Raw genomic sequence first — 19215 nt, forward strand, 5'->3', positions numbered from 1 at the left:
ATCTAGTCATGGCCATGGCTGTTGCATAGAGTGCGGATACATGAACTTCCTCGACAGGTCCCGAACTGTCGCACCCCCGGGGTGGAGCCGCTGGCTCGTACCGCCCGCCGCGCTCGCCGTCCACCTCTCCATCGGACAGGCCTACGCCTGGAGCGTGTTCAAGCCCTCGCTCGAATCCGCCCTCGACCTCTCGGGCACCGCAAGTGCTCTACCGTTCCAGCTGGGCATCGTCATGCTCGGTCTCTCGGCCGCGTTCGGCGGCACCCTCGTCGAACGCAACGGCCCACGCTGGGCGATGTTCGTCTCGCTCGTCTGCTTCTCCTCCGGCTTCCTCGTCGCCGCGCTCGGCGCCGCCACCGGTCAGTACTGGCTCGTCGTCCTCGGCTACGGCTTCATCGGAGGCATAGGGCTCGGCATCGGTTACATCTCGCCGGTGTCCACCCTCATCAAGTGGTTCCCCGACCGCCCGGGAATGGCGACCGGTATCGCCATCATGGGGTTCGGCGGCGGAGCCCTCATCGCCTCGCCCTGGTCCACCGGGATGCTGGAGAGCTTCGGCGCTGACCGTTCCGGCATCGCGACGGCCTTCCTCGTCCACGGTGTCGTCTACGCGGCCTTCATGGCGCTCGGCGTCTTCCTCGTGCGGGTGCCGCCCGAAGGCTGGCTCCCGGACGGCTGGCAGCCGAAGCAGGAGACCCGCAGGCTCGTCACCAACGCCCAGGTCTCCGCCCGCAACGCCCTGCGCACACCGCAGTTCTGGTGCCTGTGGGTCGTCCTCTGCATGAACGTCACCGCGGGCATCGGCATCCTGGAGAAGGCCGTGCCGATGATCCAGGACTTCTTCGCGGACACCTCCACCCCGGTCTCGGTCTCCGCGGCTGCGGGCTTCGTCGCCCTGCTCTCACTGGCCAACATGGGCGGCCGCCTCCTGTGGTCGTCCACCTCGGACCTGATCGGCCGTAAGAACATGTACCGGGTCTACCTCGGTGTCGGCGCGCTGATGTACGTGATCATCGCCCAGCTGGGCAACGACTCCAAGCCCCTCTTCATCTGCTGCGCGCTCGTGATCCTGTCCTTCTACGGCGGAGGGTTCGCGACCGCTCCCGTCTATCTGCGGGACCTGTTCGGCACCTACCAGGTGGGAGCCATCCACGGCCGCCTCCTGACCGCCTGGTCCACCGCCGGCGTGCTCGGCCCGCTGATCGTCAACCGCGTCGCGGACGCGGGGGAGCGCGCGGGACACAGTGGCCCCAGTCTCTATTCGACCTCCCTGACGATCATGATCGGGCTGCTGATCGTCGGCTTCGTCGCCAACGAATGCATCCGCCCGGTCCACGCACGCTTCCACGAGGCGCCGGAAGGGAGCCCCCGTGTCCACCAGCAGTCGTAAGCCGCTCATGGTGTTCGTCTGGCTCTGGGTCGCCGTGCCGTTCGCCTACGGGCTGTACGAGCTCGTCCGCAAGGCCACCCAGCTCTTCACCGACTGACCCGCACCCACACACGACGAAACCCCCGGTCGTCGAGACGACCGGGGGTTTCGGCTGGTGCGCGATACTGGGATTGAACCAGTGACCTCTTCCGTGTCAGGGAAGCGCTCTCCCGCTGAGCTAATCGCGCAGGATGACCCTGCGTGTACTGCGTGCGCGATACTGGGATTGAACCAGTGACCTCTTCCGTGTCAGGGAAGCGCTCTCCCGCTGAGCTAATCGCGCGGGGATCCTTGCGGATCGGTGGACGATACTGGGATTGAACCAGTGACCCCTTCCGTGTCAGGGAAGTGCTCTCCCGCTGAGCTAATCGTCCTTGGAGGTGGAGACGGGATTTGAACCCGTGTAGACGGCTTTGCAGGCCGTTGCCTCGCCTCTCGGCCACTCCACCAGGGGTGGGGATTCGGGAAGATCCCCCACCTTCTGCGAGCGGACGACCAGGTTCGAACTGGCGACCTCAACCTTGGCAAGGTTGCGCTCTACCAACTGAGCTACGTCCGCTTGTCCTTCCCGGTCCGCTTGCGCGTCCCGGCGACGTGTTGAACTCTAGCGGATTCCCGGGCCAGCACAAAAACGCGTTTACGCAGCGTGCTGCGCCACCACCGCCCGCCGCAGGTCACCGTGTGCCGCTCCACGGCCACGCCGGGCGATGTCCGCCCGTCGAGAGGGCGTGCCGGGCGTCGCGACGGGGCGAACGTCGCCCGGCACGGCCCTAGACTCGATCACGTGCACGACCTCACCCCCCTGGCCCGTTTCGGCGGCCTCGTCGCCTCCGGTCTGCGGGACGTCACCAGCGATCCCGCGGCTCTCGAATCGTCCGGCTTCTGGGCGGTCTGTGCCGACTTCGAAGGCGGTCCGCTCTGTGCCCGCTTCGACACCGTACGGTCCGAAGAGGTTCCCCTCCCCGTACCCGGGGCCTGGCGAGGGCCCGCCCCGGACGACTGGACGTCCTCACTCGACGAGGACGCCTACACGGCCGGCGTGCGCCGGATCCGTGAACACATCGCGGCGGGTGAGGTCTACCAGGCCAACCTCTGCCGCGTCCTGTCCGCGCCGCTGCCCGGCCCGCGGGCGGAAACGGCCGATGTGGACGCCCTGACCGCCCTGCTCGCCCGGGGCAACCCGGCCCCGTACGCGGGCACGGTCCGGATACCGTCCCACGGCGTGGAGATCGCCACCGCGTCCCCCGAGCTCTTCCTGGCCCGTGACGGCCGGACCGTCGAGTCCGGCCCGATCAAGGGAACCGGGCGCACCGAGGCCGATCTGCTGGAGAAGGACCACGCGGAGAACGTGATGATCGTGGACCTGGTCCGCAACGACCTGGGACGCGTCTGCGAGCCCGGCAGCGTGACCGTCCCGGACCTCTGCGCCGTGGAGAAGCACCCAGGGCTCGTCCACCTCGTCTCCACCGTCCGCGGACGGCTCGCCGACGGCGCGGGGTGGCCCGAACTGCTCACCGCGGCCTTCCCGCCCGGCTCCGTCACGGGGGCACCCAAGTCCAGCGCGCTGCGGATCATCGAGGCACTGGAGACCGCGCCCCGTGGCCCGTACTGCGGAGCGGTCGGCTGGGTGGACGCCGACCGGGGAACCGCGGAACTGGCCGTCGGCATACGCACCTTCTGGATCGACCGCACCGGCCCCGGCCCTCTCCTCCGCTTCGGCACCGGTGCCGGCATCACCTGGGGGTCCGACCCGGCACGCGAGTGGGCGGAGACCGAACTCAAGGCCTCGCGCCTGCTCGCTGTAGCGTCGGGCGCCTACGAGGAGACAGGAAGGACCACGTCATGAGGATCTGGGTCAACGGCGGACTGCACGATGCCGATGACGCGCGGCTGTCCGTGCTCGACCACGGGCTGACCGTGGGGGACGGTGTCTTCGAGACGGTCCGGGTCTCCCGGGGCCGCCCCTTCGCCCTGACCCGGCACCTCGACCGGCTGACGCGCTCGGCCAGGGGGCTGGGGCTGGCCGACCCCGGCCACGACGAGGTCCGCACCGCGGTGGCGGCCGTCGTCGAGGCCAATCCCATGGCGCTCGGACGGCTCCGGATCACCTGCACCGGTGGCCTCTCCCCGCTCGGTTCCGACCGCGGCGACGCCGCCCCCAGCCTGGTCGTCGCCATGAGCGGGACGGCACGCCGCCCCGACAGCACGGCCGTCGTCACCGTCCCCTGGACGCGTAACGAACGCGGCGCGGTCACCGGGCTCAAGACCACGTCGTACGCCGAGAACGTCGTCGCCCTCGCGCGCGCCCATGAGCAGAACGCCTCCGAGGCGCTGTTCGCGAACACGGTCGGACAACTCTGCGAGGGCACAGGATCCAACGTCTTCGTCGTCCTCGACGGGCAGATCCACACACCGCCCGTCGCCTCGGGATGCCTCGCCGGGATCACCCGTGCGCTGGCCGTGGAGTGGACGGGCGCACAGGAGACCGAGCTGCCGCTGGACGTGCTCGAGCGGGCCGACGAGATCTTCCTGACCTCCACGCTCCGCGACATCCAGGCCGTCCACCGGGTCGACGGACGGACGCTGTCCGGCGCACCCGGTCCCGTGACGGCGAAGGCCATGCGTGTCTTCGACGAGCGCGCGGCGGACGATCTCGATCCGTGAGCCCGTTCCCGGCCCCGCCCGGGCCGGAATCCGTAAAGAGGGTGACGCCGGGCCGTCCACCGGATAGAACACCCTGATGACCACGACCATCCGGCCGACCGGGCCGGTCCAGCAAGGCGCCGACGGCGCGCGGACACGCATGTACGACGTGTGCGACAACGGGCGGCCCGTGGGCGCCGTCGGCATCTCCACGGATCCGGGTTTCGGCCCCTCGGCGGGCGTACTCGAGGCGCTGAGCATCGACGAGGCGCACCGCAGGCACGGACGCGGGACCGTCGCCGCCCTCGCCGCCGAGGAGGTGCTGCGCGGCTGGGGCTGCACCCAGGTCCGCCTGGTGGCCCCGGCCGACAACGCCGCCGCCCGGGCGCTGGGGGCCGTGCTCGGCTACACCGAACGCAGCCGGAACATGCTGAAACCCCTCCGCCGGCCCGCCCCCGCGCTGCCGGCCGGGGTCACCGGACGGCCGATGACGGAGCGGGAGTACGACGCGTGGGCGGCCACCAGCGTCGGGACGTACACGCGGGAATGGGCGGAGCGCGGCGTGCCGGAGGAACAGGCACGGCGCAAGGCCGAGCGGGACCTCTCCACGCACCTGCCGGACGGCCGGGCCACGGCCGGCATGTACTTCCACGTCCTCGTCCGCGACGAAGCCGTCGTCGGCTATGTCTGGGTGGCCCGACGGGACATGCCGGACGGCGACGACCTCGGTTACGTGTTCGACGTCGAGGTGCGCGAGGAGCACCGGGGGCACGGCTACGGCCGGGCGCTGATGCACCTCGCGGAGGGCATCACGCTCGACGCCGGACTCGACCGGCTCGGCCTGCACGTCTTCGCCTCCAACACGCCGGCGCTGCGGCTGTACGAATCACTCGGCTACGAGGTGACGTGGTACAACCTGGCCAAGGCGCTGTAGCGGGCCGCAGTGACCGGTGGTCAGCCCTCACCGGCCAGCAGCCGGTCGGCGATCTCCTCGATGCGCGAGAGCAGCCCTTCCTGGCTCTTTCCGCCGTCCAGCCGCTCGTCCCCGATCATATAGGTCGGAGTCCCGGTGACGCCGATCGCCTTTCCCTCCGCCTGGTCCGCGTCCACGATCAGCAGGTGCCGGCCGTCGATCAGCGCGGTGTCGAACTCCTCGACGTCCAAGCCCAGTTCGCCCGCCACCTCGAGCAGCAGGGGCTCACCGGCGCGGGCGAGGTCGGCGGTGCGGGCCAGTACGGCCTCGATGTACGGCCACCCCTTGCCCTGGACGACGGCCTCCTCGGCCGCCTGCGCCGCCGCGTACGCGTGCTTGTGCTTCTCCAGCGGGAAGTGGCGCAGCCGGACCTCCAGCCTGTCGCCGTAGCGGGCGCGCAGGGCGTGGACGTCGGAGAGGGCCCGATGACAGTCCGGGCACTCGAGCTCGCACCAGAGGTCGAGGACGACCGGCGCGGCGGAGAGGGATTCGCTCATGGCGTCAGTCTTCCAGGCCGGACCGGCGCTTCCCAATCGGCACCTGGGGAGGACCGCGGCCCTGAAATGTCCCTGATGCGGTCCCGGGCCGTGGCCTCTCCCGCCCCGGCCGGTGCAGGATGGAAGGGACGTATCCCGACGGCTGGAGGCCCCGATGCTTGCCGAGACCATCTGTTCCGCTGTGTCGGCGGCCGGTTTGGGTATCGCCGCGATCACCGCGTACCGAAGGCGCTTCCTCACGGCGACCCGGATCGCCGCCTACTCGCTGGTGCCCGTCGGCCTGGTGATGACGGGTGTCGTCGAGTGGCTGTCCGGCATCGTCTTCAAGCCGGGCGTCTGGCTGGGTTTCGGGCTGCTGGCCGTGGCCTGGCTGCTCTTCATGACCACACGCGCCGTGGAGCGCCGCAGCGGTTCCACCCGCAAGGAGCGCAAGGCCGCGCGGGCCGCGGAGCGGGGCGCCGCCGTCGCGCCGGCCGCGTCGTCGCCCTCGCTGACCTCCGGGGCCGGGGCGGCGACCGGCTCGCGGTCCCAGGAACGGCCGAAGGAGAAGCCCCGGCAGGCGGCCGCGCCCGGTGACGACTTCAGTGACATCGAGGCCATCCTGAAGAAGCACGGGATCTGACCGGGCCGTGGCGCGTCCGTCCGGCGGAGCACCGCCGCGCCGGGTCGTCGATGTGAATCGATTCACATCCTGTCGGGGGCGTCGGAGTGTCCGTACTCACCCCATGCCTCGGTATATTCGAGTTGCGTCGCGCCGATCTTGACGGTATCCCAGGGGTACCGTTACCGTCCCGGTCGGATTGAAACAATTCAATCCAGGCGCGGTTCGGACGGCGACGTGACGGACCTCGTCGTTCGTCCGTCCATGGACCGAGGGACCCGGCGCCGACGCGCGGCGGCCGAACGCATCAGTGGGGCAGGACAAGTGGGGCGTGTGGCAGGGATCAAGGACGTGGCCCGGCAGGCCGGAGTCTCGGTGGGTACGGTCTCCAACGTGATCAACCGCCCCGAGGCGGTGCTTCCCGAAACCCGGGCCCGTGTGCTGGCCGCGATCGAGGAACTCGGTTACGTACGCAGCGAGTCGGCCAGGCAGCTCAGGGCGGGGCGCAGCCGCATCATGGCCCTGCTCGTGCTGGACATGGGCAACCCCTTCTTCGTCGACATCGCCCGGGGTGCCGAGCGCGCGGCGCGGGAGGCCGGCCTCGGGGTGATGGTCTGCAACAGCGGCCAGAGCCAGGAGGAGGAGGCCGAGTACCTCGGGCTCTTCGCCGAGCAGCGGGTCTGCGGCGTGCTCGTCACCCCGGCCGATGCCACAGGCGGCAACCTCGAGGCCTTCGCCCGCCACCGGATCCCCTACGTCCTGGTCGACCGGGTGGCGGCCTCCACCGACAGCTGCGCCGTCTCCGTGGACGACGTACGCGGCGGCATGCTCGCCGTCGGGCACCTGGTCTCGGCGGGCCATCGCTCCGTCGCCTATGTGAGTGGCCCGGGCGACCTCCACCAGATCAGGGACCGCCGCGAGGGCGCCCTCGCGGCGCTCACCGAGGCGGGCCTCGGTCCCGAGGCGCTCGTCGAGATCCCCTCGGACCGCCTGGACGTGGCGGCGGGCCGTGACGCCGGGGCCCGGCTGCTCGGCCTCGTGCCCAGGCCGACCGCCGTGTTCTGCGCCAACGACCTGCTGGCGCTGGGTGTCCTGCAGTCGCTCTACGCCGCCGGCGTGCGGGTGCCGCAGGACGTCGCCATCGTCGGTTACGACGACATCGAATTCGCCGCGGCCGCCGCCGTACCCCTCACCTCTGTGCGGCAGCCCGCCGTGGTGATGGGGAGGATGGCGGCGGAGCTCCTCCTGGAGGAGGCGGACGACGAGGGGGGCACCCACCGGCACCGCGGTGTGGTGCTCCAGCCGGAGCTCGTCGTACGCGCCTCCAGCGCCGCCCCGCGCTGACGGGGGTGGCGGGCGGGCCCGGTCCCGCCCGCCGGAAGCGTGCCGGGGGCGAACGCGTGCGTGATCTTCGGACGGCGGAGCGAATTCCGTTCATCCTGAAGTGGGTGAACTCCCCTGGTGAGGGAACCCGTTGATCGCCAACGGGGTCCACTCTGCGCCATGATCACTACGAGATGGTGGACACCTCCCGGGGCGATGCCCCCGCACCCCCTGCCGAAGAGCCGCGTGGCTGCCTCTTCGCACTTTCCCAGCCCCCGCTGATGATCTTCCTGACGGTGGTCGGCGGCCTGCTGCTGATGGCCGCCCTGCACGATCTCTTCCTCCTGTGAGCGGCCGCCGGGCCCGGATGCCCACGACCCCGCGCGGTGGGTGCGTGGAGCCTCAGCGCGCGGCTTCCCGGCGCCGGGCGCGGTACGCGGCGACATGGAGCCGGTTGCCGCAGGTGCGGCTGGAGCAGTAACGGCGGGAGCGGTTGCGCGAGAGGTCGACGAAGGCGTCCCGGCAGTCGGGGGCCTCGCAGCGTCGCAGCCGCTCCTGCTCGCCCGCCACCACGATGAAGGCCAGGGCCATGCCGCAGTCGGCCGCGAGGTGGTCCGCGACGGAGGCGTCCGGCGCGAAGTAGTGGATGTGCCAGTCGTAGCCGTCGTGGTCGGTGAGCTGGGGTGTGGTGCCGGCCGCGGCCACCAGGTTGTTGACGAGGTCCGCCGCGGTGCGGGCGTCGGGCGCCGCGAATATCTCCGCGAACCGCCCCCGGACGTCCCGCACGGCCCGCAGGTCCTTGTCGCCGAGGGTCCCGACGCCGCTGATGGCGTGGCGCTCGGCGAAGGCGTAGAGCGCGGAGAGCTCCGCGAGCCCGTCGCCCGAGTCGCTGTCCGGTGCGGTGTTCACCAGATCGACCACCGTTTCGAGGGCGATCCGGGTGTCGTGTGGGATCAGCACGCTTCGCTCCCTGGCCTCCGGCGGACGGGCGTCCGCCGATGCGGGCTGACTCTACTGGCTCGGCGAAGGCACTCACGGCCCGGTGCGGCCTCGGCGGGGCGGGAGAGCCCCTTTCCCGGCCGGAACGCCCTACGGGAGCCAGGAGGGCCGCTCAGGGGCTCCAGGAGTGGTCCCGGTGGCAGTGGTGAGGCGCGTGGTGCGGATGACGCCCGCGGTGCGGCCCCGCACGCACAGCGGCGCCGCCGCCGCGGTGGGTTCCGCGGCGACGGCGCCGGTGCCTGCCCTATGAGGTTGTCCGCGCGACGCCGTCTCCCCGAGTCGGACGGCGTCCCGCAGCTCTCGGCCTGGCTCAGCTCTCGGCCAGGATGTGTGAGAGCTCCGTATCGAGGTCGAAGTGACGATGCTCGGTGCCTGGCGGGACCGCGGCGTCGGTCCTCTTCAGGAACGACTCCAGGGCCCTCGCCGGGGCTTCCAGCAGGGCTTCGCCCTCCGGGGAGCTCAGTGCGATGCAGACGACGCCTTGGCCGTGACTTCGAGATGGCCAGACGCGGACGTCTCCGGTGCCGGTGGGCCGGTGCAGCCCCTCGGCGAGGAGGTCACGGGCGAAAACCCATTCGACCGTCTCCTCCGCTCCGGTGTGGAAGGTGGCGTGCACGGCATAGGGATCGGCCGTGTCATACCGCAGGCCCGCGGGTACAGGCAGTGAGGACTCGCTCGACACAACGAGGCGCAGGTGCAGCTCGCAGCTGACCGTGGTGTTCATAAGCGCCAGGGCCTTTCGCTCAGTGTGCGCTCGGGGATTCGCACGTCGGCGAAATCGACATGCCACCTACGGTGGCGTTGTAAACCCCTCTGACCCATTTGTGATGCTTCAGCCCTCTCGTCCGGGGCTGTGTAACTTTGGGTCATGCGTCCATTCCGGTGACGGGCGAGGTTCCGGTAGGTTGGGCGTCATGAACGCGGAGAGTGACGAGCGGAAAGAGGTCGCCGTGGCGGCGGCCTCCGGTTCCGCCGCGGGGGACGATCGGACGACGGAGCGCGAGCTGGGCTCGCGGGCACCCGGGTTCATCCGGAAGTCCAAGCTGCTTCACCTGAGCTGGCAGGTCGGGATCTTCGTCGTCGGCCTGGCGGTGGTCGGGGCCGGCGTCGCGATGCTGGTGCTGCCCGGCCCGGGCTGGCTGGTGATCTTCGGGGGCATGGCGATCTGGGCGACCGAGTTCGTCTGGGCGCAGATCGTCCTGCGCTGGACCCGGCGCAAGGTCACCGAAGCCGCCCAGCGCGCCCTCGATCCCAAGGTCCGGCGCCGCAACATCATCCTCACCACGGCCGGGCTCGTGATCGTCGCGGTGCTGGTCGGGATCTACGTCTGGAAGTTCGGCATAGTGATGCCGTGGAAGATCGAGCAGTGACCCGGTGGTGGTCCGGCGGTACCGCTGACATGGGGTAATGTTTGCGGTGCGCCGGGGCGATTAGCTCAGTGGGAGAGCGCTTCGTTCACACCGAAGAGGTCACTGGTTCGAACCCAGTATCGCCCACCCCGGACCGATGGCCCGGAAGCTTCTGATGAAGCTTCCGGGCCATCGGCGTTTTTCGTGTGCGCCCGATGGCACCCCTCGCCGTCTGTTCGGCCCGTCGTCAGGCCACCGGAATTTCGTCCTAACCGTTGACGCGCTCGGTGCTGCTCCCTACTTTGACCCAGCAAGCGCTTTCTAAAACGATTCAATCTGACGGTGGGGGCGAGCTATGTCTCGTAACAACGGCATGGACAGGCGGCAGCTGCTGAAGCTGGCCGGCCTCTCGGCGGCCGGTCTCGGGCTGACCGCGGCGGGCTGCGGCTCGGGCAGTGGCGGTTCGGGCGGCCCGGTCACCATCCGGCACTCGTGGTGGGGTGCGGACGACCGCGCGAAGAAGGTCCAGCAGTGCGTCGCCCTCTTCGAGAAGAAGCACCCCAAGATCAAGGTGAAGACGGACTTCCAGCAGTACCCGGACTTCTGGAAGAAGTTCAACACGCAGGCGGCCGGCGGAAACCCCCCGGACGTCATCCAGAACGCGGTGACCTTCCTGCGCAAGTACGAGTCGAAGAACGTCCTCCTCGACCTCGGGCCCCAGGTGGAGAAGGGCAATCTCGACCTCACCGGCTTCCGCGCCGGGCTGGAGAAGTTCGCGGAGATCGACGGCAAGCTGCTCGGCGTCCCGGTGGGCAGCAACTCGATGGCCCTGGTCATCGACGAGGAGGTGTACGGGAAGGCGGGCGTCACGCCCGAGATCGGCTGGACCTGGGACGACTGGTACGCGGGCCTGCAGAAGATCAAGAGCGGCCAGGGAGTCGCCGGTGACGCCGGACCGCACGGCGTGATGTACGTCTACGACCTGATACTCCGCCAGAACGGCAAGGCCTTCTTCACCGAGGACGGCATGGGATTCGGCGAGGCCGAGCTCCTGCCGTACTGGACCGAGGCCCTCGAGCGGGTGAAGTCGGGGACATACGCCGACCCCAACAGGATCGAGCAGATCAAACCCGCTCTCGCGCTCGCACAGGGACTGTCCGCGGGCGAGTTCAACTGGGACAACTTCTCCGTCCGCTACGGCGCGGAGGGCAAGGGGAAGTACGGCCTCGCGCCCATCCCCAGCACCGACGGCAAGAAGACGGGCCAGTACCTGGGCTCTCTCATGCTGAGCGGCACGGCACGCACCAGGCACCCCGCCGAGGTCGCGACCTTCATCGGCTTCATGACCCAGGACCCCGAGGTCGCCCGGATCATGGGATACGACCGCGGAGTGCCCGCCACCACCGCCCAGTTCGAGGCCTACGAGCCCACCGACGCGCCGAACAAGGCGATCGCCGCGTACGAGACGAAGATCGCTGACGCGGGTCTCCTGGAGCCCATCACCCCGCACCCGTCCGGCGCGGACGTGGTCGAGGCGGCCTTCCTGCGCATCAGTGCCGACCTCTCCCTGGGCAAGGCCTCGCCGAAGGACGCCGTGCAGCAGTTCTTCTCCGAGGCGAAGACCGCCCTCGCCTCGAACTGAGAGGACCGTGGTGACTCACACCCACCCCTCCCCGGGCGCACTCGCCGCCGGGGACGACCGCTCCGTCACCGAGCGGAACGGTCCCGGAGGAGACGCGCCGCCCGCCGCCGCGAAGCGGCGGGACCGCGGCGAGAACCTGGCCGGCTACCTGTTCATGTCGCCGTGGATCGCGGGCTTCCTGTTCCTGATCGCCGGGCCCATGGTGTTCTCGCTGTACCTGTCGTTCACCGAGTACAACCTGTTCGAGGCGCCTCGCTGGATCGGCCTGCGGAACTTCACCGACATGTTCGCCGATCCCCGCTGGCGCCAGTCGGTGAAGGTCACCTCCTGGTACGTGCTGATCGGCACCCCCATCAAGCTGGCCGCCGCACTCGCCGTCGCCATGCTGCTCGCGCAGAAGCGGTGGGGCCAGTCCTTCTACCGGGCGGCCTTCTACGCCCCGTCCCTGATCGGGGCGAGCGTCTCGGCGGCCATCGTCTGGCGCGCGCTGTTCTCGGACGACGCGATAGTCGACCGTACGCAGAAGGTGTTCGGCGTCGAGGTGGGCGGCTGGATCGGCGAGCCCTCGATGATCATCTACGCGCTGGTCGCCCTCACCGTCTGGCAGTTCGGCGCTCCGATGGTCATCTTCCTGGCGGGTCTCAAGCAGGTCCCGCAGGAGCTGTACGAGGCGGCCGAGATGGACGGCGCCGACCGTCGGCGCAAGTTCTTCAGCATCACCCTGCCGATGATCTCGCCGGTGCTGTTCTTCAACGTCCTGCTGGAGACCATCCACTCGTTCCAGATCTTCGGCTCGGCCTACATCGTCAGCAACAGCACCTGCGGACCGGCCGACGCGACGCTCGTCTACACCTGCTACCTGTACGAACAAGGCTTCGTGAACAGCCGTATGGGCTTCGCCTCGGCCATGGGATGGCTGCTGCTGCTCGCGGTCGGCCTGGTCACCGCCGTGCTGTTCCGGTCCCAGAAGCGCTGGGTGCACTACGAGGAGGGCGGCCGATGAGTCTCCTGTCAGCAGCCGTACGGCGCCGGGGACCCGGCGCACTCGCCTGGCACCTCGGTGCGCTCGTCATCCTGGCCGTGGTCCTCTACCCAGTGGTGTGGACGATCGGGGCCTCGTTCAAGCCCAGCGCCGAGATCATCGGTGCCCTGGACCTGTTCCCGACCGACCCGATCGGTGACAACTACACCCGGCTCACCGAGGGCATCGCCGACATCCCGATCTCGACGTTCTTCCTGAACTCGACGTACATAGCCCTCGGTTCCGTGGTCGGCGTGGTGCTGTCCTGCTCGCTGACCGCCTACGCCTTCGCGAAGGTGCGCTTCGCCGGCCGCAACGCCATGTTCGCCGTCATGATCGGCACCCTGCTGCTGCCCTACCACGTACTGATCATTCCGCAGTACGTGATGTTCCAGAAGCTGGAGCTGATCAACACCTTCACCCCGCTGCTGATCGGCAAGTACCTGGCCACCGACGCCTTCTTCGTCTTCCTGATGGTGCAGTTCATGCGCGGCCTGCCCAAGGAGCTCGACGAGGCGGCACGGCTGGACGGCTGCGGGCACCTGCGGACCTACTGGTCCGTCGTCATGCCGCTCTGCCGGCCGGCGCTCGTCACCAGCGCGATCTTCACGTTCATCAACGCGTGGAACGACTTCATGGGCCCCCTGCTGTACCTCAACGAGCCGGGCAAGTACACCGTCTCCATGGGGCTGAAGATGTTCATCGACCAGGACGCGGTGGCGGACTACGGCGGCATGATCGCCATGTCCCTGGTCGCACTCCTCCCGGTGCTGGCCTTCTTCGTGGCCTTCCAGCGCTACCTGATCGACGGCATGGCCACCTCCGGCCTGAAGGGCTGACGCGCCGTGGCGACCAGGACCCGCACCCCGGCCGGGCGCTCGCGCGCCATGGACCGCTTCGCCCTGTTCTCCGAATGCCTGCTCGCAGGCGTGTGGATCGCCGTCGCCGCCCTGCCCGTGCTCACGTTCCCCGCGGCCTTCGCCGCGGGGACCCGGCACCTGCGCCGCTACCTCGACGGCGAACAGGGCGGCCTGCGCGAGTTCGCCGCGGACGTCCGGGCCGCCGCCCGTGGCGGGTGGATCGTCGGCGCCGCCGTGTGTGCCGCAGCCGCCCTGCTCCTGCTCGACCTCGCGGCCGTACGCGCCGGGCTGCCAGGCGGCCCGCTGGTGGGCGCCGTCGGCATCCTCGCCATGATCGGCCTGCTGGTCGCCGTCCTGCGCGCCGCCTCGTGCTGGGAGCCCGGCGCCCTCTGGCGCCCCCTCCTGGCCGAGGCCGGCCGGAACACGGTCCGCGACCCGGCCGGTTCCCTGCTGCTCGTCTGCGGGATGGCCGTCGTCGTGCTGTCCGGCGCCCTCGTGCTGCCGTTGGCCGTACCCGTCCTCGGGGCGGTGGCCGCCGCAGCCACAGCGGTGCGGGCGCGCAGGCCCGCCCACTGACCCGTTCCTGTTCGTCCCCTGTCCCGAATCCGCACGGAGAGAGGCACACCCATGTCCAGGATGCCCCGCAGAACGCTCCTGAAGGCCGCCGCGGCGGCCGGCGCGGCCGCACAGATCAGCTGGTCCCTCGGGACCGCTCCCGCCTCGGCGTCCGGGAACGCGGAGCACACCGACGAACCCGTCACCCTGACCTGGCTGGAGTCCGGCGGCCTCGGTGCGGCCCCGGGCTCCACGCTCGGTGTGCCCTGGCCCCGGGGGCAGTACCCGAAGGACCAGACGTTCGCGCTGTCCACGGACGACGGCGAGGACGTCCCCGTGCAGACCTGGCCGATCGGCTACTGGCCGGACGGCTCGCTCAAGTGGACCGCGCACGCCGTGGGCCCCGAGGTCACCGCCGAGAAGCTCTCCCTCACCACCGGCACCCCCGCCGCACCGGCGAAGAAGGTCACGGTGGTACGCCGGGGTGGCGCGATCACGGTTTCCACGGGGGTGATCACCGCCAGGCTCGGGACGAACGGTTCCGCGCTCGTCGAAACCGTCACGCGCGGCTCCACCGAGATCGCGCGTGACGGGCGGCTCGTCCTCGTACGTCAGGGTGAGATCGAGGACGGCGACCAGGGCAGGGAGACGTACGAACGCTTCGAGAGCGTCATCGAGGAGGCCGCCGTCGAACAGGACGGTCCGGTCCGCGCCGTCGTCCGCATCGACGGCAAGCACCGCAAGGGCTCCCGGTCCTGGATGCCGTTCTCCGTACGCCTCTACTTCTACGCGGGCGCCGACTCCTTCCGGATGGTGCACACCATCACCTACGACGGCACCGTCGAACCGGGCAAGGCGAGCGGCGACTTCGTCCGGGGTCTCGGTGTCCGCTTCACCGTGCCCATGCGCGACGCCGCCCACGACCGCCACATCCGCATCGGCGGCGACGGCACCGGCCTGCTGCGCGAGGCCGTGAAGGGCATCACCGGACTGCGCCGCGACCCCGGAGCCGCCGTCCGCGAGGCGCAGTTCGCCGGCCGGAAGCTCCCGGACCCCGCGACCTGGGACCAGCGGGTCACCAGCCGGCTCCAGTACATCCCCGAATGGGGTGACTACACCCTCTCCCAGCTCTCCGCCGACGGCTTCGGCCTGCGTAAGCGCACGAAGAAGGGGCACGGCTGGATCGGCGCCGGCGGCGGCAGGAGGGCCTCCGGTTTCGGCTACGTCGGCGGCCCCAGCGGCGGATTCTCCTTCGGGCTCCGCGACTTCTGGGAGAAGCACCCCGCCCAGCTCGACATCCGCGACGCGCAGACGGACGAGGCCGAGGTCACACTCTGGCTCTGGTCGCCCGAGGCCCAGCCCATGGACCTGCGCTTCTACCACGACGGCATGGAACAGGACACCTACCCCGAGCAGCTCGAAGGCCTCAACATCACCTACGAGGACTACGAGCCCGGCTTCGGCACCCCGTACGGCATCGCGAGGACCAGCGAACTCCTCTTCTGGGCCAACGATTCCACCCCCGCCCCCGAGGCACTCGCCCGGCAGGTCGACGCCGTACGCACCCCGCCCCAGTTGGCCGCCCCGCCCAGGCAGCTCGTCAAGGCCAAGGTCTTCGGCGGTCTCTTCGCCGAACCGGACCGCTCCACCGCCGCCAAGTCGAAGATCGAGGACCACCTGGACTTCCTCTTCACGTACTACAAGGACCAGGTGGAGATGCGCCGCTGGTACGGCTTCTGGGACTACGGCGACATCATGCACACCTACGACCCGACCCGGCACCAGTGGTGCTACGACGTCGGCGGCTACGCCTGGGACAACTCGGAACTCTCGCCCGACCTCTGGCTCTGGTACGCCTACATGCGCTCCGGCCGCGCCGACATCTACCGCTTCGCCGAGGCCATGACCCGGCACACCGGCGAGGTCGACGTCTACCACCTCGGCAAGTGGGCCGGCCTCGGCACCCGCCACGGCGTCCAGCACCACGCCGACAGCGCCAAGCAGCAGCGCATCGCCAACACCACCTACCGGCGCATGTTCTACTTCCTCACCGCCGACGAACGCGTCGGCGACCTCATGCGCGCCAACGTCGACTCCGACGAGACCTTCCTGGCCCTCGACCCCATCCGCAAGATCCGCACCGAGCCCTACACCCCCGACCGCCACGCCCTGTCCATCGGCTTCGGCACGGACTGGAGCGGCCTCGTGTCCGCCTGGCTCACCGAGTGGGAACGTCGCGGACCCAAGTGGGAGAAGGCCAGGGACCGCGTCCTGTCGACCATGGAGACCATCGCCGCCCAGCCCAACGGCTTCGTGCAGGGCGTCGGTCTCTACGACCTCGACACGGGGAGGTTCGCGACAGCGGACGCACCGGCGGTGGGCGTCTCGCACCTGTCGGCCATGTTCGGCCTGGTCGAGCTCAACGCCGAACTCATCGACATGATCGACATGCCGGCGTTCGAGGCCGCCTGGATCGACTACTGCCGCTACTTCAACGCCACCAAGGCGGAACAGGCCGCCCGCTACGGCAGCAACTTCGGCACGCTGCTGCTGTTCCAGGGCCACTCACGCCAGGACGCCTACGCCGCCGTACGGACCGGGGACGTCACCCTGGCCACCCGGGCGTGGAAGCAGTTCTACAGCAGCGCCGACACCTGGGACTACAAGGAGAGCACCGACTGGACCACCAGGAGGATCGAAGGGCCGACCGGGCCCGTCGAGGGCAGCGAAGCGGCCTGGGTGAGCACCAACTCCACCGCCCTGTACGGACTCGCGGCGATCCAGAACCTCGCGCTCGTCGGCGACCGGATGCCCTAACGCATCCGGCCGAAGCTCTCCCGCACCCGGCGCGCGTCGCGCAGCCGCTGCTCGTACGTCGCACCGACCGCGAGCAGCAGCAGCCCGGCGAGCGCCGGGGGCGCCCAGCGGGGGAGCGCGTCGAAGACCTGGACCACATGCGGGGCCAGCTCGTGCAGCCCGTCCAGCGCCAGCACCGAACCGCCCAGCACCAGGGGCGCCCGCAGCCGCAGGCGGGCGCCCACCAGGGTGACCACCAGCGCGGCGACCCCCAGCAGCAGGGGCCGCAGCCAGTGCGGATCACCCCACGCCACCACCAGGCTCGGCACCATCGTCATGGACAGGGCGGGACCGTACGCCACCCACGAGGACGCGGCGGGATCCCTGCGGCGGCGCAGATATCCCACGGCGAACGCGGCCACGGAGACCGGTAGCGTGTACGCCTCGGGGTCCGTCACCCCCGAAGCCGCCAGCCGCACCCACGCCGCCGCCACGAACAGCGCCGCCGCCGGATAGCCCGCGACCCGCCGCCGCTCCGGCCGCAGCGCCGTGGCCGTCGCCAGCACCCCGCACAGGCCCAGCACCAGCGCCAGGGACGGCGCGTCCGTCACGGCGAGACCCACGGCGACCAGAGCCGCGAACGCCCCCGCGAGCTCCCCCGGGACCGCCACCGCCGATGTCCGCGTCCGCGCCCCGAGCAGGACCGTCGCCGCCGTCACCACCAGCACCAACGGGGCCGTGTCCGCCGCGCCCCAGCCCAGGGACGCCCCCGTGGCGGCGGTGACCACGATCGCGCAGAGCACCGCGGCGCAGACGAGCACCGACCGCACCGCGGGCACCGTCGCACCGGCCGCCGCACCGGCGAACAGCACCAGCAGCGCCCCGTGTACCGCGTACGTCGCGGGCTCGGAGGCCAGACCCAGCAGCCCCACGCTCCCCGCCGCCACCAGCGCGCACACCAGACAGGTCACCGCGAGCGCGTCGGCGGCGCGCCGCACCACGAGGGCCAGCGACACCGCGACCAGCAGCAGCTCCACGGCCACCGCCACCGCGTACGGCACATCCGCCACCGCGAGCAGCGCGGGCACGGCGCCCCAGCCCAGCACCGCGGCGCCCGCCGCCGCCGCGCCGCGGCCCCTCTCCGGCAGCGCCCGCGGCCACCTGACGTGGAGCGCCGCCGCCAGCCCCGCCGCGAGCGCGAGCACCACCGGGGAGGCGACCGAGCCCGGCCACGGGACCGAGGCTCCCAGCGCGCCCCGGAAGCCCACCGGAGCACCGGACCACACCTCCGCCGCCACGGTCACCGGCCCCAGCAGCGCGGCGGCCACCACAGGAGCCGCCCACAGCACCGCGCCCGCCACGACCGCGGCCGACGCGCCCAGGACCCCCGAGGCCACCGGGCGCGGTACCCGCATCCGCAGCACCACCGACAGGGCCGCTCCGCACAGCAGGTACACCGCGACCGCCCAGCCCCACGGCAGCTCCGCACCCGGCACCCCGCCCACTCCGGCCACCGCCGCGAGGCCCGCCACGACACCCCCGAGGACGGCCGTCCCCTTCGGGGCCCGCCAGGCCCCGGCCACCGCGACCGCCGTCCCGGCCAGCAGCAGCGCGGCGGGACCCACGGCCCCGGCCGCACCGTCGGCCGTCACGGACAGGCCGAGACCCAGCGCCGACGAGACCAGCCCCGTCAGCAGCGCCCCGACGCACGCCGTGACCCGCACCGCGAGCCCCCGGCCCCACAGCGCCACCGCGACGTCGGCCGCCGCCGTCACCAGCAGCGCCCAGCCGAAGCCGGCCCCGGACGCTCCGGCCGCCCAGGCGGTGAACACCAGCGGCAGCTGCCCCGCCACCACGGCCGCGGGCAGTGGCACCCGCAGCCGGCCGAACAGCAGCCCGTACGCGGTCCACACCGCCGCCAGCACCGCCGACGCGACCGCGGTGAACACCAGTCCGTCCGACTCCGGCGCCGCGACCGCGTGCAGCGCGACCGCGTCCAGCACCGTCAGCACCAGGGCCAGGCAGGCCATCGCCTCCGCGGTCGAGGGCAGCGCGCGGCGGAGCAGCGGCGCGGGGGCCAGCAACGCGCCCGCCGTCACCGCCGCCAGCACCGCCGAACGGCCGGCGATGCCCATCTCGCCCCAGCTGAACAGGGTGAACGCGATCGCGGCGACGGTCAGCAACAGACCACCCAGGACCAGCAGCACGTTCTGGGTGCCGTGCGCGGGGGCGGCAGGCGGGGCGTACGGCCGGGGGACGGGCGGGTGCAGGGGCGCCGCAGGAGGCGTCGCCGCCGCCGGCGCGCGCAGCACGCCCAGCAGCCAGGCACGGCGGTTCAGCAGCTGCAGCCGACGGGCGTCCAGCCGGACCAGTTCATGATCGAGGAGGGCCAATTCCTCGGCGGGTGGCGGCACATGTCTCATGTACGGCAGTGTGGCGGTCGCCACACCCGTGTACATGGGCTCGGATACTCAGATCCCCGGCGTTTCCCGACCGGGTACCTCGCCGGGAAGGAGTTTGAACCCAG

General features: G+C 70.9%; 18 protein-coding genes and 6 tRNA genes. 15 read left to right on the forward strand and 9 right to left on the reverse strand.

The window, feature by feature from the left end; genetic code table 11:
- Positions 1 to 40 precede the first annotated feature (40 nt).
- Together ABT001_RS16895 and ABT001_RS36080 are read left to right on the forward strand one after the other, a co-directional pair.
- Positions 41 to 1390, forward strand: coding sequence for an L-lactate MFS transporter (locus ABT001_RS16895; RefSeq protein WP_351277657.1), 1350 nt, complete (start codon positions 41 to 43; stop codon positions 1388 to 1390).
- A gap of 7 nt (positions 1391 to 1397) precedes the next feature.
- Positions 1398 to 1487 (forward strand): MFS transporter small subunit, encoded by a 90-nt coding sequence (locus tag ABT001_RS36080; protein WP_502967478.1) that lies wholly within the window; start codon positions 1398 to 1400, stop codon positions 1485 to 1487.
- A gap of 55 nt (positions 1488 to 1542) precedes the next feature.
- Here the strand turns inward: ABT001_RS36080 and ABT001_RS16900 are convergent.
- The 5 genes from ABT001_RS16900 to ABT001_RS16920 all read right to left on the reverse strand — a co-directional run bounded on the left by ABT001_RS16900 (position 1543) and on the right by ABT001_RS16920 (position 1988).
- A tRNA-Val gene (locus ABT001_RS16900) sits at positions 1543 to 1617 on the reverse strand.
- Between the two features lie 23 nt (positions 1618 to 1640).
- Positions 1641 to 1712, reverse strand: a tRNA-Val gene (locus tag ABT001_RS16905).
- A 19-nt stretch (positions 1713 to 1731) separates the two neighbouring features.
- Positions 1732 to 1803: transfer RNA gene (locus ABT001_RS16910), tRNA-Val, on the reverse strand.
- A 1-nt stretch (position 1804) separates the two neighbouring features.
- A tRNA-Cys gene (locus ABT001_RS16915) sits at positions 1805 to 1878 on the reverse strand.
- Positions 1879 to 1915: 37 nt separating this feature from the next.
- Positions 1916 to 1988: transfer RNA gene (locus ABT001_RS16920), tRNA-Gly, on the reverse strand.
- Positions 1989 to 2213: 225 nt separating this feature from the next.
- Between ABT001_RS16920 and ABT001_RS16925 the strand changes: the two genes are divergently transcribed.
- The 3 genes from ABT001_RS16925 to ABT001_RS16935 all read left to right on the forward strand — a co-directional run bounded on the left by ABT001_RS16925 (position 2214) and on the right by ABT001_RS16935 (position 5006).
- Positions 2214 to 3275 (forward strand): chorismate-binding protein, encoded by a 1062-nt coding sequence (locus ABT001_RS16925; protein WP_351277659.1) that lies wholly within the window; start codon positions 2214 to 2216, stop codon positions 3273 to 3275.
- A complete protein-coding gene (locus ABT001_RS16930; RefSeq protein WP_351277662.1) occupies positions 3272 to 4093 on the forward strand; it encodes an aminotransferase class IV in 822 nt (273 codons plus the stop codon). The genes ABT001_RS16925 and ABT001_RS16930 overlap by 4 nt, the downstream gene beginning before the upstream one ends.
- Before the next feature lie 76 nt (positions 4094 to 4169).
- On the forward strand, positions 4170 to 5006 hold the full coding sequence (locus ABT001_RS16935; RefSeq protein WP_351277665.1) for a GNAT family N-acetyltransferase: 837 nt from the start codon (positions 4170 to 4172) through the stop codon (positions 5004 to 5006).
- Between the two features lie 20 nt (positions 5007 to 5026).
- Here ABT001_RS16935 and ABT001_RS16940 read toward each other — a convergent pair whose 3' ends face one another.
- A complete protein-coding gene (locus ABT001_RS16940; protein WP_351277667.1) occupies positions 5027 to 5542 on the reverse strand; it encodes a DsbA family protein in 516 nt (171 codons plus the stop codon).
- A 154-nt stretch (positions 5543 to 5696) separates the two neighbouring features.
- On the opposite strand from ABT001_RS16940, the gene ABT001_RS16945 reads away from it, so the two are divergent.
- The 3 genes from ABT001_RS16945 (at position 5697) to ABT001_RS16955 (ending at position 7816) form a co-directional block, all read left to right on the forward strand.
- Positions 5697 to 6164 (forward strand): hypothetical protein, encoded by a 468-nt coding sequence (locus ABT001_RS16945; RefSeq protein ID WP_351277670.1) that lies wholly within the window; start codon positions 5697 to 5699, stop codon positions 6162 to 6164.
- A gap of 312 nt (positions 6165 to 6476) precedes the next feature.
- Entirely contained in the window at positions 6477 to 7487 is a 1011-nt protein-coding gene (locus tag ABT001_RS16950; RefSeq protein ID WP_502967476.1) for a LacI family DNA-binding transcriptional regulator, read from the forward strand.
- Between the two features lie 173 nt (positions 7488 to 7660).
- Positions 7661 to 7816, forward strand: a complete 156-nt coding sequence (locus ABT001_RS16955) for a hypothetical protein (RefSeq protein WP_164493806.1) — start codon at positions 7661 to 7663, stop codon at positions 7814 to 7816.
- A gap of 52 nt (positions 7817 to 7868) precedes the next feature.
- On the opposite strand, the gene ABT001_RS16960 is transcribed toward ABT001_RS16955, so the two are convergent.
- Entirely contained in the window at positions 7869 to 8426 is a 558-nt protein-coding gene (locus tag ABT001_RS16960) for a CGNR zinc finger domain-containing protein (protein ID WP_351277674.1), read from the reverse strand.
- Positions 8427 to 8775: 349 nt separating this feature from the next.
- Complete coding sequence (locus ABT001_RS16965; protein ID WP_003959770.1) at positions 8776 to 9189, reverse strand: SsgA family sporulation/cell division regulator; 414 nt, start codon at positions 9187 to 9189, stop codon at positions 8776 to 8778.
- Between the two features lie 190 nt (positions 9190 to 9379).
- On the opposite strand from ABT001_RS16965, the gene ABT001_RS16970 reads away from it, so the two are divergent.
- From ABT001_RS16970 to ABT001_RS17000, 7 genes are all read left to right on the forward strand, one after another.
- The gene (locus ABT001_RS16970; protein WP_351277676.1) at positions 9380 to 9835 is read left to right on the forward strand and encodes a TIGR02611 family protein; all 456 of its coding nucleotides are present in this window, start codon (positions 9380 to 9382) and stop codon (positions 9833 to 9835) included.
- A gap of 54 nt (positions 9836 to 9889) precedes the next feature.
- Positions 9890 to 9961, forward strand: a tRNA-Val gene (locus tag ABT001_RS16975).
- Positions 9962 to 10169: 208 nt separating this feature from the next.
- Positions 10170 to 11456 (forward strand): ABC transporter substrate-binding protein, encoded by a 1287-nt coding sequence (locus tag ABT001_RS16980; protein ID WP_351277678.1) that lies wholly within the window; start codon positions 10170 to 10172, stop codon positions 11454 to 11456.
- A 10-nt stretch (positions 11457 to 11466) separates the two neighbouring features.
- Positions 11467 to 12459, forward strand: a complete 993-nt coding sequence (locus ABT001_RS16985; RefSeq protein WP_351277681.1) for a carbohydrate ABC transporter permease — start codon at positions 11467 to 11469, stop codon at positions 12457 to 12459.
- Positions 12456 to 13316, forward strand: a complete 861-nt coding sequence (locus ABT001_RS16990; protein WP_351277684.1) for a carbohydrate ABC transporter permease — start codon at positions 12456 to 12458, stop codon at positions 13314 to 13316. The genes ABT001_RS16985 and ABT001_RS16990 overlap by 4 nt, the downstream gene beginning before the upstream one ends.
- A gap of 48 nt (positions 13317 to 13364) precedes the next feature.
- The gene (locus tag ABT001_RS16995) at positions 13365 to 13913 is read left to right on the forward strand and encodes a hypothetical protein (protein WP_351277993.1); all 549 of its coding nucleotides are present in this window, start codon (positions 13365 to 13367) and stop codon (positions 13911 to 13913) included.
- 51 nt (positions 13914 to 13964) lie between these two features.
- Entirely contained in the window at positions 13965 to 16709 is a 2745-nt protein-coding gene (locus ABT001_RS17000) for an exo-rhamnogalacturonan lyase family protein (RefSeq protein WP_351277686.1), read from the forward strand.
- Here the strand turns inward: ABT001_RS17000 and ABT001_RS17005 are convergent.
- A complete protein-coding gene (locus ABT001_RS17005; RefSeq protein ID WP_351277689.1) occupies positions 16706 to 19111 on the reverse strand; it encodes an SCO7613 C-terminal domain-containing membrane protein in 2406 nt (801 codons plus the stop codon). The genes ABT001_RS17000 and ABT001_RS17005 overlap by 4 nt on opposite strands.
- Between the last annotated feature and the right edge of the window lie 104 nt (positions 19112 to 19215).

The sequence above is a fragment of the Streptomyces sp. NPDC002793 genome (assembly GCF_040295485.1).
Taxonomy (GTDB): Bacteria; Actinomycetota; Actinomycetes; order Streptomycetales; family Streptomycetaceae; genus Streptomyces.

Coding starts and splice junctions, on each gene's coding strand:
- ABT001_RS16895 (WP_351277657.1), top strand. CDS start 41: ATGAACTTCCTCGACAGGTCCCGAACTGTCGCACCCCCGGGGTGGAGC.
- ABT001_RS36080 (WP_502967478.1), top strand. CDS start 1,398: ATGGTGTTCGTCTGGCTCTGGGTCGCCGTGCCGTTCGCCTACGGGCTG.
- ABT001_RS16930 (WP_351277662.1), top strand. CDS start 3,272: ATGAGGATCTGGGTCAACGGCGGACTGCACGATGCCGATGACGCGCGG.
- ABT001_RS16935 (WP_351277665.1), top strand. CDS start 4,170: ATGACCACGACCATCCGGCCGACCGGGCCGGTCCAGCAAGGCGCCGAC.
- ABT001_RS16940 (WP_351277667.1), bottom strand. CDS start 5,542: ATGAGCGAATCCCTCTCCGCCGCGCCGGTCGTCCTCGACCTCTGGTGC.
- ABT001_RS16945 (WP_351277670.1), top strand. CDS start 5,697: ATGCTTGCCGAGACCATCTGTTCCGCTGTGTCGGCGGCCGGTTTGGGT.
- ABT001_RS16955 (WP_164493806.1), top strand. CDS start 7,661: ATGGTGGACACCTCCCGGGGCGATGCCCCCGCACCCCCTGCCGAAGAG.
- ABT001_RS16965 (WP_003959770.1), bottom strand. CDS start 9,189: ATGAACACCACGGTCAGCTGCGAGCTGCACCTGCGCCTCGTTGTGTCG.
- ABT001_RS16970 (WP_351277676.1), top strand. CDS start 9,380: ATGAACGCGGAGAGTGACGAGCGGAAAGAGGTCGCCGTGGCGGCGGCC.
- ABT001_RS16980 (WP_351277678.1), top strand. CDS start 10,170: ATGTCTCGTAACAACGGCATGGACAGGCGGCAGCTGCTGAAGCTGGCC.
- ABT001_RS16990 (WP_351277684.1), top strand. CDS start 12,456: ATGAGTCTCCTGTCAGCAGCCGTACGGCGCCGGGGACCCGGCGCACTC.
- ABT001_RS16995 (WP_351277993.1), top strand. CDS start 13,365: ATGGACCGCTTCGCCCTGTTCTCCGAATGCCTGCTCGCAGGCGTGTGG.
- ABT001_RS17000 (WP_351277686.1), top strand. CDS start 13,965: ATGTCCAGGATGCCCCGCAGAACGCTCCTGAAGGCCGCCGCGGCGGCC.
- ABT001_RS17005 (WP_351277689.1), bottom strand. CDS start 19,111: ATGAGACATGTGCCGCCACCCGCCGAGGAATTGGCCCTCCTCGATCAT.